General features: G+C 71.0%; 11 protein-coding genes. 8 read left to right on the top strand and 3 right to left on the bottom strand.

What is annotated here, in order from left to right:
* The first annotated feature begins 1 nt into the window (after position 1).
* The 3 genes from ACI2L1_RS38205 to ACI2L1_RS38195 all read left to right on the top strand — a co-directional run bounded on the left by ACI2L1_RS38205 (position 2) and on the right by ACI2L1_RS38195 (position 3,112).
* The gene (locus ACI2L1_RS38205) at positions 2 to 1,231 is read left to right on the top strand and encodes a PucR family transcriptional regulator (protein ID WP_404744045.1); all 1,230 of its coding nucleotides are present in this window, start codon (positions 2 to 4) and stop codon (positions 1,229 to 1,231) included.
* Positions 1,232 to 1,493: 262 nt separating this feature from the next.
* A complete protein-coding gene (locus ACI2L1_RS38200; protein ID WP_404744044.1) occupies positions 1,494 to 2,267 on the top strand; it encodes an IclR family transcriptional regulator in 774 nt (257 codons plus the stop codon).
* Entirely contained in the window at positions 2,264 to 3,112 is an 849-nt protein-coding gene (locus tag ACI2L1_RS38195) for an SMP-30/gluconolactonase/LRE family protein (RefSeq protein ID WP_404744043.1), read from the top strand. The genes ACI2L1_RS38200 and ACI2L1_RS38195 overlap by 4 nt, the downstream gene beginning before the upstream one ends.
* 19 nt (positions 3,113 to 3,131) lie before the next feature.
* Here ACI2L1_RS38195 and ACI2L1_RS38190 read toward each other — a convergent pair whose 3' ends face one another.
* From ACI2L1_RS38190 to ACI2L1_RS38180, 3 genes are read right to left on the bottom strand one after another with little or no spacing between them, the layout of a single operon-like run.
* Positions 3,132 to 4,544, bottom strand: a complete 1,413-nt coding sequence (locus tag ACI2L1_RS38190) for an NAD(P)/FAD-dependent oxidoreductase (RefSeq protein ID WP_404744042.1) — start codon at positions 4,542 to 4,544, stop codon at positions 3,132 to 3,134.
* On the bottom strand, positions 4,537 to 5,769 hold the full coding sequence (locus tag ACI2L1_RS38185; protein ID WP_404744041.1) for an MAB_1171c family putative transporter: 1,233 nt from the start codon (positions 5,767 to 5,769) through the stop codon (positions 4,537 to 4,539). Before ACI2L1_RS38185 ends, ACI2L1_RS38190 begins: the two co-directional genes overlap by 8 nt.
* Positions 5,766 to 6,356, bottom strand: coding sequence for a toxin-antitoxin system, toxin component family protein (locus ACI2L1_RS38180; RefSeq protein WP_404744040.1), 591 nt, complete (start codon positions 6,354 to 6,356; stop codon positions 5,766 to 5,768). Before ACI2L1_RS38180 ends, ACI2L1_RS38185 begins: the two co-directional genes overlap by 4 nt.
* A 179-nt stretch (positions 6,357 to 6,535) precedes the next feature.
* Here ACI2L1_RS38180 and ACI2L1_RS38175 point away from each other — a divergent pair, with 179 nt between their 5' ends.
* The 5 genes from ACI2L1_RS38175 (at position 6,536) to ACI2L1_RS38155 (ending at position 12,506) form a co-directional block, all read left to right on the top strand.
* On the top strand, positions 6,536 to 7,885 hold the full coding sequence (locus tag ACI2L1_RS38175; protein WP_404744039.1) for an extracellular solute-binding protein: 1,350 nt from the start codon (positions 6,536 to 6,538) through the stop codon (positions 7,883 to 7,885).
* 14 nt (positions 7,886 to 7,899) lie between these two features.
* Positions 7,900 to 8,838: a carbohydrate ABC transporter permease gene (locus ACI2L1_RS38170; protein ID WP_404744090.1), complete on the top strand. Its 939-nt coding sequence runs from the start codon at positions 7,900 to 7,902 to the stop codon at positions 8,836 to 8,838.
* Positions 8,835 to 9,692 carry a carbohydrate ABC transporter permease gene (locus ACI2L1_RS38165; protein WP_404744038.1) on the top strand — a complete coding sequence of 286 codons (858 nt, stop codon included), beginning with the start codon at positions 8,835 to 8,837 and terminating at the stop codon, positions 9,690 to 9,692. Before ACI2L1_RS38170 ends, ACI2L1_RS38165 begins: the two co-directional genes overlap by 4 nt.
* A gap of 310 nt (positions 9,693 to 10,002) precedes the next feature.
* On the top strand, positions 10,003 to 10,992 hold the full coding sequence (locus ACI2L1_RS38160; protein WP_404744037.1) for an arabinan endo-1,5-alpha-L-arabinosidase: 990 nt from the start codon (positions 10,003 to 10,005) through the stop codon (positions 10,990 to 10,992).
* Complete coding sequence (locus tag ACI2L1_RS38155) at positions 10,989 to 12,506, top strand: alpha-N-arabinofuranosidase (RefSeq protein WP_404744036.1); 1,518 nt, start codon at positions 10,989 to 10,991, stop codon at positions 12,504 to 12,506. Before ACI2L1_RS38160 ends, ACI2L1_RS38155 begins: the two co-directional genes overlap by 4 nt.
* Positions 12,507 to 12,597 lie beyond the last annotated feature (91 nt).

Below are 12,597 nucleotides of genomic sequence, written 5' to 3'. Positions count from 1 at the left end.
CGTGGCCGCCCGCCCGGCAGCCGTGAACGCCCGCTCGGCCTGGCACGACGTCCCTCGCCTCCAGGTCCGCCGCTTCGCGGCCATCGCCATGTCCGAGGCACCGGCCCTCGCGGAGGAGATCCTGCGCGAGATCCGCCGCGAGTATCCCCATCTGCCGGTGGTCCTGGACGAGTCCGGCGAACCGATGGCCCTGGTCGGCATCCGCCGCGCGATCGAGGTCTTCGTCCAGCACCTGGAGACGGCGGAGGGCCGCCCGTCGGTCCCCCCGGGTGTCTTCCAGGAGTTCGGCAGGGGCGAGGGCCTGAACGGCCGGAGCCTTGACTCGTTGCAGGCGATCTACCGCATGGGCGTACGCCTGGCCTGGCGCCGTTTCGCCGACATCGGCCAGCGCGTGGAGATCCCGCCGCCTGCGATGTACGAGCTGGTCGACGCGGGCTACGAGTACCTCGACGGCCTGGTGGACCAGTCGGTCCGGGGCTACGCGGAGGCGGCGGCTCGCCAGGCGGGCGAACGCCTCCGCCTCCAGCGCCGCCTGATGGAGTTGCTGCTGGCCGAACGCCACCGGGGCGACCCTGCGGAGGCGCTCACGGAACGGGCGGCCCGCATAGGCTGGCCCCTCCCGACGAAGGTGGCGGTGGGCGTCCTCCTCCGCCCGGCCCGGGAAGCGGTGCCCCCCGCGGTGGGCCAGGGAGTCCTCCTGGACATGGACTACGAACAGCCCCGCATGGTCGTACCGGAACCGGACGCTGCAGGCCGCCCCGAACTCCTGCACCGGGCCCTGACCGGCTGGGCGGGCGCGATAGGCCCCCCGGTCCCGCTCTCCGACGCGGCGAAGTCGCTGCGCTGGGCCGAGGCTGCCGTACGCCTGATGGAACGCGACCTGCTCCCCGCCGGGGACGTCCTGTACTGCACCGAACACACCGAGGCGCTGGTGCTGCTGCAACCGGAGGAGCTTATAGACGACCTGGCCCTGCGCTGCCTGGCCCCCCTCCGGCACTGCGGCCCCACCCACGGCCGCCGCCTCGCGGAAACGCTGCTGGCGTGGCTGGAGACCAGGGGCGGGGCGCCGGAGGTGGCGGCCCGGCTGGGGGTCCACCCACAGACGGTCCGGTACCGGCTTCGCCAGATCCGGGAGCTGTGGGGGGACGAGATCGACAATCCGGACCGGCGGTTCGAGCTGGAGCTGGTGTTGCGGGCTCGGCGGTTGAAGGGGGAGCTGGGGGACAGCTGAGCCCGGCCGGCGCGAGGCCGTGAAACCCCCTGGAGCCATAGTCGCCGGGACGCACCACGCAATGTGACGTGTCGCACACGATTACAGTAGTACCGGTGACCCGTACCCGTACTCTCCTGCGGAAACGGGCCGGATACGGAGTTCGTGCCCCGCATGCCCATTGCCGGAGGAAAGCGCCTGTCGCTAGCCTGTGTTCGTCATTCCGATCGTCTGTTGAAATATCGAACGCAGACGCCTTAAACACAAAGAGAGGGGGCCGGTTGTGGGACGCCTCGTACCTGCCGTGACCCGGGCTCTCGACATTCTCGAGCTCTTCCTCGACGGGGACGGGACGCTCTCCGCCCCCGACATCGTGCGCAGGCTGCAGCTGCCACGCACCACCGTGCACGAGCTGGTGACCACTCTCGCCGCCCGGTCGTACATCGTCCAGGTCCCCGGCCAGCCGGGACGATACCGGCTCGGAGTGCGGCCGTACCAGCTCGGCAGCCGGTACGCCGAGCAGCTGGACCTCGCCGCCGAGGGGCAGCAGGTCGCCCGGTCCGTCGCCGAGACCTGTGACGAGACCGTGCACGTGGCGATCCTGGAGGGCACCGACGTCATCTACATCGCCAAGGTCGACTCGACGCACGCGGTGCGGATGGTGTCGGCCGCGGGGCGGCGGCTGCCCGCGCACTGCACCTCCGTCGGCAAGATGCTCCTCGCCTCCCTCCCCGAGCCGCAGCTCGCCTCCCGCGTCCCGGAGGGCGGCACGCTGGTCGGCATGACGCCCAACAGCATCACCGACCCGGCCGCTCTGCGCGAGGCCCTCGACGAGATCCGGCAGCGCGGCGTCGCCGTCGAGAACCGTGAGTCCAACCCGGACGTCTCCTGCGTCGCCGCCCCGGTCCGCGACCGCACCGGCCAGGTCGTCGCCGCGCTCTCCATCTCCGTGCCGATGATCCGCTGGAGCGACGAGCGCCGCGTCGAACTGGAGCAGCTCGCCGCCAAGGGCGCCGCCGAGCTGTCCGAGCGCCTCGGCCACCGGAGCGTGGGATGACCCGCCTCACGAAGTACGAGGTCGCCGTACGCGCCGAGGCCACCCTCGGCGAGGGGCCCACGTGGGACGGCCACCGGCTCCTGTGGATCGACATCCTGGGCGCGCGGCTGCACACCTACGACCCCCTCTCCGGGCACCGCACGGTCCGCGTCCTCGACCAGCACATCGGCGCCGTCAAGCCGCGCGTGGGCGGCGGTCTCGTGCTGAATCTGCGGGACGGCGTGGCCGTACTGGATCCGGACGACACCTTCCGCTGGCTGCACCACGAGCCGGTCCCCGGCCGCCGCGCCAACGACGCCGCCGTCGCCCCCGACGGTTCGCTGTGGGCCGGCACCATGCGCTACGACGAGGCCCCGGGCGGCGGCACACTGTCCCGGATCACCGGTGACGGCACGCATCACACCGTCCTCGACGACGTGGCCGTCAGCAACGGCACCGGCTGGAGCCCGGACGGCCGGCTCATGTACTACATCGACTCACCCACCCGCCGTGTCGACGTCCTCGACCACGAGCGCGGGCACGTCTCCGGCCGCCGGCCCTTCGTCGGGATCGAGGACGGTGCCGGGTTCCCCGACGGGCTCACGGTCGACGCCGACGGGTGTGTCTGGGTCGCCCTGTGGGACGGGGGAGCGGTACGGCGTTACACCCCCGACGGTGAACTGGACCAGGTGATCACCCTCCCGACCCCGCGCGTCACCGCGTGCGCCTTCGGCGGTCCCGACCTCACCGACCTGTACATCACCACGGCACGGGTGGGCCTGGACGCACCGCATCCGGTGTCGGGCTCCCTGCTGGTGGTACCGGGTGCGGGGAAGGGGCTGGAGCAGCGGGCATTCGCAGGCTGACCGCGCTTCACCCGGGACGTTACTGAAGCCCCGCCTTCTTCAACTCCTCGGCGGTCAGCGGCGGTTCGGTCAGCACCGGCTTCGAAGGACCCACCGCCGCCGCCAGCAGCACGTCCGGCGTCAGCAGTACCTCCGCCCGCCGCTCCAGCGACGTGACGTCGGTGACCCGGCGGGCGATCCGCCCGTTCCCCGTGGCCGTGTACATGAGACGAGAGACGTACGCGGCCACGAGCCGGTCCCGCAGGGTCGGCCCGGCATCCGTCGCCCCCGGATAGAACACGTCCTGTCCGGTGGCCAGGTCCCATGCCGCCCCCACCGGCCGGGCCACCGCCTTCTGCACCCGACGGGACAGCCCGGCCGCCCCGAACCCGTGCCGCCGCGTCAGGTCCCGCAGGATCAGCGCGCTCTGGGCACCCACGGCCAGGCCGTGCCCGTAGACCGGGTTGTACGCGGCCAACGCGTCGCCGAGCACCGTGAGGTTCTCCGGCCAGGCCGCAGCCCGCTCGTAGAAGTACCGCCGGTTGACGGTCGCACGGGTGAAGGCGACGTCGGACAGCGGCTCGGCGCGGGCGAGCAGGTCGCCGATCAGTGGATGTCTGAGTTCCTCGCGGGCGAACCGTACGAAGTCGTCGCCCGAGGCGTTGGCGGCGGAGGGTTCGCCGCCGCGCGTGCCGTTGAGGGTGACGATCCAGCGGCCGTCCTCGATCGGCAGCAGGAAGCCCGACCGGCCCGGTCCGGCTTCCCGGGCGCCGGGCTGGACGCTGACGACGGGGAAGCCGTCACGGGCCTGTTCGGGCGCGAGGTAGAGGCGGCTCGCGTACGCCAGACCCGAGTCGACCTCGCGGCGCTCCGGCGCGGGCAGCCCCAGGTCCGTCAGCCAGCGGGGCGTCCCGGAGCCCCGCCCGGTGGCGTCCACGACCGTCCCCGCCTCGATGGTCCGCTCCTGACCGTCGGCCTCCCGCACCCGGACCCCGGTGACGGCCTCCGCGCCCCCCACCAGCCCCAGCACCTCCGTGCCGCCGAGCACCTCGACCCGTTCGTCCGCGAGGACCCGTGCCCGGATCGTGGCGTCCAGCAGGTCCCGGCCGGCCAGGATCACGTGGTGGGACTCCGGCCAGCGCCGGAACCAGCCCTGTGCCGAGAAGACGACCATGTCGGTCGTGACCGGCGCCCGGCGCGCCCCGGCGGCCAGGAGTGCGCCGGTGATGCCCGGCAGCAGCTCCTCCATGGCCGCCACCCCGCCCGACCACAGCATGTGCGCGTGCCGGGCCTGCGGCAGACCCTTGCGTGGTGCGGGCCCCTCGGGCAGTTCGTCGCGCTCCACCACGACCACCCGGTCGGCGAGGCCCGTCAGCGCGGCCGCCGCGAGCATGCCGGTATGGGATCCCCCGAGGACGACGGCGACTTTCGCGGGGGAGGGGCGTTCAGTCATGCGCGGACATGCTCTCTGCCGGGACGGTCGCGCGGGCGCGTACCGCCTTGATCTCGTCGGGGCTGCGCAGGGCCTCGGACACGGCCGCGATCTCCTGGAGCAGGTAGGTGGTGTCGGGGTCGCCGTCGCCCTCGGTGTCCGGCGAGTGCCGCCCGGCCTCGATGGCGTCCAGGATGGTCACGGCGGCGGCGAGGGCCTGGGCCCGGCCGCGCTCGAAGCCGAGGGCGAGGGCGGTGTCGTAGGAGCGGACGCGCAGGTCCTCGTCGATGAACCGGGACAGCTGCAGGAGCGCGTCGCGGATGAACGTCTCGCGGCGGATCAGCCGCATCTCGGCGGTGGCGCGCAGGGCGAGCGGCTCGCGGCTGCCCGCGACGGTCCGCATCAGCCGGGACAGGGCCCTGAGATCGCGGTGGCGGCGGCGGACCAGCCAGTGCTCGTGGAGGTACTGGCCGGCGTGCGGGACGATGAAGCCGATCGCGACCAGGGTGGCGGCGACGCAGGCTGCGGCCGGCGCGATGTTGGTGTTCAGCCAGTCCAGGTCGTGCCCGGTCCAGCGGGCCACGATGGCGGTGAGCTTGGCGGCGCTGAAGAGCAGGTTCGTGGCGAAGCCGATCCCGAGGAACCGCAGCCCCCAGCGCAGCCAGGCGTCGAGGCCGGCGGTGCGGATCCAGTTCCACACGAGTCCGGACGTGATCAGGCTGGCCACGGTGTGCGCGAGCAGGTAGAGCAGGATCAGCTCGCGCATGAACGGCGTGCCGGCGTAGTAGGTGTCCAGGTCCCGGATCCGCTCCACGGGCACGTCGGCGAGGGCGAACAGCACCCACATCGCGAGGACCACACCCGCGTACACGCAGACCACCCACCGGGTCGCCCGCCGTGTCCGGGCCTGGTGCTCGCCGCGGCCGTCGCGCCAGCGCACGACCAGCAGCAGCCAGGACGCGCAGAGCGCGGTGAGCAGCGTGTACACCCAGGGCGCGGCGATGTTCGGGACGCCGGTGACCCGGTTCGTCCAGGCGATGGTGCTCGGGGCCGCGAAGAGGAACACCGCGCAGGCGAACAGCAGCAGGCCGCCCACGGCACGCAGCAGCGGGTCCCGCCACAGCTTGACGATGCTGGGCAGTTTGATCGCCAGGGCCGCTCCGAGGACCAGGCCCGGCAGCCAGAAGGGGATGCTCAGACCGGTGAGGGACCCGACCGTCCCCTCGGCCAGGTGTGGGTGTGTCACCGCGCTCCGCCTCCGCGGTAGCCGAGGGCTCTCTGGACCGCGCCGGGCCGGGCGCCGGAGCCCCGGTCGGACACGAACGGCCTGAACGCCGCCGCGAGCCGGTGCCCGAAGTCGTCGGCCTCGGCCTCGTCCGCCTCCCGGGAGCCGTTGCGGGCGGCCACCGTCAGGGCGACCGAGTCCCAGCCGGGCCGCCCGGCGAGGGCGCTCGCGGCGGCCGCGTGATGGTGGGTGTGGCCCGCGTGCAGGTGCCACAGCTCATGGCCCAGGATGACCAGCTGCTGCATCTCCTCGGCCCGCTCCTCCACGATGACGAGGTCGAAGTCCTGGAACTCCACCCACAGCCCGGTCACCGCGATCTCGTCCGGGAACCGCTCGAAGCGCAGATCGACGGGCCGGCCGTCACGGCGGGCGCTCATCTCCTGGCACAGTGCCCGGCACAGCTCGGGCACGTCGGCCGGGGGACGGGGTCTGGCCCGGACCGCGGCGGTGAGGTGGGAGACCAGATCGCGCATGGCCGAGGTCGCTCGGGTGCGTCGTAGCGCCGAGGCGATCCGGGCCGCACTTCTGCGCGCGCCCGCGATGTCCATCCCACCCCCTGAGCTCTCCCGCCGCCACAGGACGGGCTGTTCGAGACTACGCGCCCGGCCCTGTCCCGTCACGCGATCCTCTTTTGCTGCGTACCCCATTGACTAGAAAGCGCTTCCTGCTTACGGTCCCGTTCGAAGTTACGGGCGCAATTCGAGATCTCGAACAGTAAGGGCAGGCAATGGGACGACCTGACCTGAGTCGCAGGCAACTTCTCGCCGCGGCCGGCGGCCTGACCGTCGCCGCGAGCTTCGGCTTCGCGGCCCTCGGCACCGGCGCCGACGCACTCGCCTCCGGCGCGGACACCCGGGTGCGCTACTGGAACCTCTTCAGCGGCGGCGACGGCGCCAACATGATCGCGATGCTGGACGCCTTCCGGAAGGCCAACCCGGACATCGACGTCAAGGACTCCACCTTCCAGTGGGGCAACCCCTTCTACACCAAGCTCGCCATGGCCGCGGCCGGAAACCGTGCCCCCGACCTCGGCGTCATGCACATGGGCCGGGTCACCGGCTTCTCGCCCGGCCGCCTCCTGGACGCCTGGGACGTCGACCTGCTCGCCGAGTACGGCGTGCGCGAGCAGGACTACAACCCCGCCCTGTGGAAGCGCGGCGTCATCGACGGCAAGCTCTACGCCCTCCCGCTCGACATCCACGTCCAGCTCTGCTTCTACCGCAAGGACGTGCTGGGCAAGGCGGGCCTGCTCGGCGACGACGGCCGGATGATCCCGGTCACCTCCACCGACGAGTGGTTCGAGGTCCTGAAGAAGGCCAAGGCCGCCCAGAAGAAGGGCCTCCAGACGATCGGCCTGTGGACCAACGACCAGAACTTCCAGTGGTGGTTCTTCGTCGCCTTCTACACCCAGCTCGGCGGCAAGTGGTTCGACGACGGCAACACCGAGGTCCTCTTCGACCCCGACAAGGCCACCCAGGTCCTGGAGTTCCTCCGCAAGCACGTCACCGACGGGTACGTCGTCCCCGGCGCCCCCACCGGAGAGCAGTTCATCAACGGCGCCCCCTTCACCTGGGAGGGCAACTGGTCGGTGCCGGTCTTCTCCGGCGCGAAGCTGGACTACGGAGCGACCCCGCTGCCGCCCGTCTTCGGCGAGCCGGCCACCCACGCCGAGTCGCACGCCTTCGTCCTGCCGCACCAGGCGGACCGCGGCGGCGCCACCAACGAGGGCGCCCACGAACTCGCCGCGTACGTCGTCAGGCACGCCCTCCAGTGGGCGGCCGGCGGCCACATCCCCGCGTACACACCGACGCTCGCCACCGAGGCGTACAAGAAGCTCACCCCGCAGAACGAGTACGTGAGCGCCATGGACCACCAGGCCACCGAGCCCAAGGTGTGGTTCGCGGGCTCCACCGGCGTCCTCGCCCAGGATCTCGGCCCGGTCGTCGTCTCCTCGACCATGGGCTCCGCGAAGCCCGCCGCGGTCGCGCAGACGATGAAGAAGCACCTCACCAAGCTCCTCGCCTCGAAGAACCCGATGGACGGCAGGACCGCCGCGCAGGGAGGTGCGGTCGCATGACGACCAGCGCACACATGACGACCAGCGCCCAGACCGCCGTGGCGCCGGCGCGCGCCAGGACCGCCGCCGCCACCGCGAGCCTGCGCCGCAAGCAGGGCTTCCAGCACGGGGGCTGGTTCGTCGCCCCCTTCCTCGTGCTGTTCGCGCTGTTCGTGGTGTGGCCGCTGCTGCGCGGTGTCTACCTCAGCTTCACGGACGCCAACATCTCCGGCGAGGGCGCGAGTTTCGTCGGCCTCGACAACTACCGCGAGGCCCTGCACGACCAGGCGATGTGGGACGCGCTCGGCCACAGCGCGTACTTCACGCTGCTGGTCGTCCCCTGCATCACGGCCCTCGCCTTCCTGCTCGCGATGCTCGCCCACCACATCGAGCGCGGCAAATGGGTGTGGCGGCTGTGCTTCTTCGTGCCGTTCCTGCTGCCCTCGACGGTCGTGGGCAACATGTGGGAGTGGCTGTTCAAGCAGGGGATCGGTCTGTTCAACGAGACCCTCGGACTCGACACCCCCTGGCTGACCGACAAGTCGTACGCGATGCTCGCCATCGTCATCGCCACCCTGTGGTGGACGGTCGGCTTCTCCTTCCTGCTCTACCTCGCCGCACTCCAGGGCATCCCCGACCACCTCTACGAGGCCGCCAAGCTGGACGGAGCCAACGCCTGGCATCGCATGGTCCACATCACGCTGCCGATGCTGCGCCACATCACCGGCCTGGTGATCGCGCTCCAGATCCTCGCCTCGCTCCAGCTCTTCGACCAGGCCGTGGTGATGCAGGACTTCGGCCCCGGACCCGAGCTCAGCACCCGCGCCTTCGTCCAGTACACCCTCGAACAGGGCTTCACCAGCTACCGCGTGGGCTACGCCTCCGCGATGTCCGTCATCTTCTTCGTGATCATCGCGGCCGTCGCCCTCGGACGGATGACACTGCTGCGCAACCGTGAGGAGGGCGCCCGATGAGCAGCACCCAGATACGGCTCAAGTCCCGCAAGCCCTGGACGCCGAGCCAGATCGTGCTCACCCTGATCGGCGTCGCCGTCTCCGCCGTCTTCGTGGCGCCGATCGCCGCGGCCCTGTTCACCTCGCTCAAGTCCGAGGCGGAGGCGGCCGAGATCCCGCCGCACTGGCTGCCGAAGGTGTGGACGGCCCAGGCGTGGAAGGCGCTGTGGGAGACCGGCAACGTCACCAACTGGTTCGTCAACTCCCTGGTGGTGTCGGTCTGCGTGACCTCCGTCGTGCTGGCGGTCAGCGCCCTCGCCGGATACGGCTTCGCCCGCACCGAGTTCCGCGGCAAGAGCGCGCTCATGGGTCTCGTCATGTCGGGCCTGATGGTCTCCCCGGCCGTCCTGGGCGTGCCCCTGTTCACCACGGTCCAGCAGATGGGGATGGTCGACACCTACTGGGGCATGATCCTGCCCCAGTGCGCGCCCGCCGCGATGGTCTACATCCTCTACAAGTTCTTCCAGGGCATCCCGCGCGAACTGGAGGAGGCGGCCTTCATCGACGGCGCGGGCCGCTGGCGGGTCTTCTTCACCATCGTCCTCCCGCTCTCCCGGCCCTCCCTCGCCGCGGTCGGCATCTTCACCTTCATCGCCTCCTGGAACAACTTCCTGTGGCCCTACATGGTGACCAACAACCCCGACCTGATGACCATGCCGAACGGCATCGCGACCGTCATGAACTCCTACGGCATCCAGTGGGCCCAGCTCATGGCCGGCGGCCTCATGGCGGGCCTGCCGCTGATCATCGTGTTCGTCTTCTTCCAACGCCAGATCGTGGCGGGCGTGGCCCACACGGGCCTGGCCGGCCAGTGAACACCGAGCGGCGGCTGACGGGGCTGTTTCGGCCGCGTCGTGCTGTGGGTTGTGTCGGCGGTCGTGACTTGGCGGTGGTGAGGGGGCGGGGTCGGGCCGGTCTTGTTCGGTTGGCCGGACGGGCGGGCGTCGCCGAACGCCGGCCGACCGGTCCGCCTCCGCCGCGTCGTGCCGCCGTCCCTGCCGATGGCCGTGATCCGGCGGCGTCGCGTGCCCCCAGTCGGGCGGCTTGGCGCTCGGGGCCAGTGGCAGAGCCGCATCAGTCGTGTCCGGCCCCCGGCGGGGCCAACACCGACCTACGGAGCCGCAGTTGACTCGTCTCAGACTCGCGACCGTCCTGACCGTCGCCCTCATGGGCCTGCTCCCGACCACGGCCCGCGCGGACACTGCCTACCCCGACCCACTCCCCATCACCGGCCAGCAGATCATCCACGACCCGAGCGTCCTGAGGCTGAAGTCCGGCCAGTACGTGGCGTACTCGACCGGCGGTGTGATCGGCGCCCGCCTCTCCAAGGACCTCCGGCACTGGACCGACGCGGGCAACGCCTTCGCCGAGCCGCCGAGTTGGTGGTACGAGTACAACGGCACCGGCGATCCCTGGGCGCCGGACGTGTCGTACCGCGCGGGCCGGTACTGGCTCTACTACGCCGTCTCGTCCTGGGGCACCAACCACTCCGCGATCGGCGTGGCCACCTCCCCGAGCGGGCTCCCCGGCACCTGGACCGACCGCGGCAAGGTCTTCACGTCCGAGACCACCGACTCCTGGAACGCCATCGACCCGGCGGTCGTGCGGGCGGACGGCAGACTCTGGATGTCGTTCGGCTCGTACTGGACGGGCATCCGCATGGTGGAGCTGGACCCGAGGACGGGCAAGGCACTGACGGGAGCGCCGGTCCACCACCTGGCGACCCGCCCGGACGCCCCGTACGCCGTGGAGGGCCCGGCTGTCGTGAAACACGGCCGCTACTACTACCTCTTCGCGTCGTACGACGCCTGTTGTGCGGGAGTGAACTCCACGTACAAGATCAGAATCGGACGGTCCACGACGATCACGGGCCCGTACACCGACAGCACGGGCAAGCCGCTGCTGGAGGGCGGCGGTGACCTGTTACTGGCAGGACATGGCAGGTTCATCGGCACGGGAGGCGAGTCGGTCTTCCGCACCCGCGGCCAGGACTGGCTGGCTTACCACTATTACGACGCAGAGGACAACGGCACCCCGAAGCTGGGCCTGAACCGGCTCGGCTGGGTTCATGGCTGGCCCGTTGTCAGCAACTCCGTTCCTGAAAGGTCCCCATGAGCACCGCCGCCCGCTTCACCCTCGACCCCGCCTTCACCGTCGGTGAGGTGAACCCCCGACTCTTCGGCTCCTTCGTGGAACACCTCGGCCGCTGCGTCTACACCGGCATCTTCGAACCGGGCCACCCCACCGCCGACGACAAGGGCCTGCGCCAGGACGTCCTGGAGCTCGTCCGCGAGCTCGGCGCCACCGCCATCCGCTACCCGGGCGGCAACTTCGTCTCGGGCTACAAGTGGGAGGACTCGGTCGGCCCGGCCGAGGACCGCCCCCGCCGCCTCGACCTCGCCTGGCACTCCACCGAGACCAACCGCTTCGGCCTCTCCGAGTACATCGACTTCCTCCGCAAGGTCGGTCCCCAGGCCGAGCCCATGATGGCCGTGAACCTCGGTACGAGGGGCGTCGCCGAGGCCCTGGAGCTCCAGGAGTACGCCAACCACGACAGCGGCACCGCCCTGTCCGACCTGCGCGTCAGCCACGGCGACAAGGACCCCTTCGGCATCAGGCTGTGGTGCCTCGGCAACGAGATGGACGGCCCCTGGCAGACCGGCCACAAGACGGCCGAGGAGTACGGCCGGGTCGCCGCCGAGACAGCTCGCGCGATGCGCCAGATCGACCCGGGCGTCGAACTCGTCGCCTGCGGCTCCTCCAGCCAGTCCATGCCGACCTTCGCCGAGTGGGAGGCGACGGTCCTGAAGGAGACGTACGACCTCGTCGACTACATCTCCCTGCACGCCTACTACTGGCCCGAGGACGGTGACATCGACTCCTTCATCGCCTCGGCCGTCGACATGGAGTCGTTCATCGACAACGTCGTCGCGACCGCCGACCACGTGGGCGCCGCGCTGAAGTCGAAGAAGAAGATCAACCTCTCCTTCGACGAGTGGAACGTCTGGTACCAGCCCGAGTCGGAGGCACGCGTCAAGGCGTTCGCGCAGGACGACTGGCCCGAGGCCCCCCGCCTCCTGGAGGACAACTACAGCGTCCTCGACGCCGTCGTCTTCGGCTCCCTCCTCGTCGCCCTGCTGCGGCACGCCGACCGCGTCACCGTGGCCTGTCTCGCCCAGCTGGTCAACGTGATCGCCCCGATCATGACCGAGCCGGGCGGCCCGGCCTGGCGCCAGACGACCTTCTTCCCGTTCGCCCAGGCCGCGCGGTACGGCCGCGGCGAGGTCCTCGACGTACGGGTCGACTCGCCGACGTTCGAGACGAAGAAGTACGGCGAGGCCGACCTTCTCCACGCCACCGCGGTCCGCGCCGAGGACGGCTCGGTCACCGTGTTCGCGGTCAACCGGAGCCGGACCGAGGCGCTGCCGCTCGAAGTCGCCCTGAACGGGCTCGACCTGACGAGCATCGTCGAGCACAGCGTGCTCGCGGACACCGACCCGGACGCCCGCAACACCCTCGACCAGCCCGAGCGGGTCGCCCCGCACGCGGCCGAGGGCACCGCGCTCCAGGACGGCACCCTCACCGCCGTACTGGAGCCGCTGTCCTGGAACGTGATCCGGCTGGCCTAGGGCGTGTGTCGGAAGTCCCTTCTGCCCCGCGACGCCTGGCACGCACTCTCGCCGCACGGGGTGAAAGCCCAAGTACGTCCAGTACGAGGAC

Origin of the sequence: Streptomyces sp. NPDC019531 (assembly GCF_044903305.1) — a bacterium.
In the GTDB taxonomy this organism is placed as follows: domain Bacteria; phylum Actinomycetota; class Actinomycetes; order Streptomycetales; family Streptomycetaceae; genus Streptomyces.
This window is presented reverse-complemented; position numbering and strand designations above follow the sequence as displayed.

What these genes read in the sequence shown, in the direction of transcription:
- ACI2L1_RS38170 (WP_404744090.1), top strand. Translation starts at nt 7,900, where the DNA reads ATGACGACCAGCGCCCAGACCGCCGTGGCGCCGGCGCGCGCCAGGACC.
- ACI2L1_RS38155 (WP_404744036.1), top strand. Translation starts at nt 10,989, where the DNA reads ATGAGCACCGCCGCCCGCTTCACCCTCGACCCCGCCTTCACCGTCGGT.
- ACI2L1_RS38190 (WP_404744042.1), bottom strand. Translation starts at nt 4,544, where the DNA reads ATGACTGAACGCCCCTCCCCCGCGAAAGTCGCCGTCGTCCTCGGGGGA.
- ACI2L1_RS38195 (WP_404744043.1), top strand. Translation starts at nt 2,264, where the DNA reads ATGACCCGCCTCACGAAGTACGAGGTCGCCGTACGCGCCGAGGCCACC.
- ACI2L1_RS38165 (WP_404744038.1), top strand. Translation starts at nt 8,835, where the DNA reads ATGAGCAGCACCCAGATACGGCTCAAGTCCCGCAAGCCCTGGACGCCG.
- ACI2L1_RS38175 (WP_404744039.1), top strand. Translation starts at nt 6,536, where the DNA reads ATGGGACGACCTGACCTGAGTCGCAGGCAACTTCTCGCCGCGGCCGGC.
- ACI2L1_RS38180 (WP_404744040.1), bottom strand. Translation starts at nt 6,356, where the DNA reads ATGGACATCGCGGGCGCGCGCAGAAGTGCGGCCCGGATCGCCTCGGCG.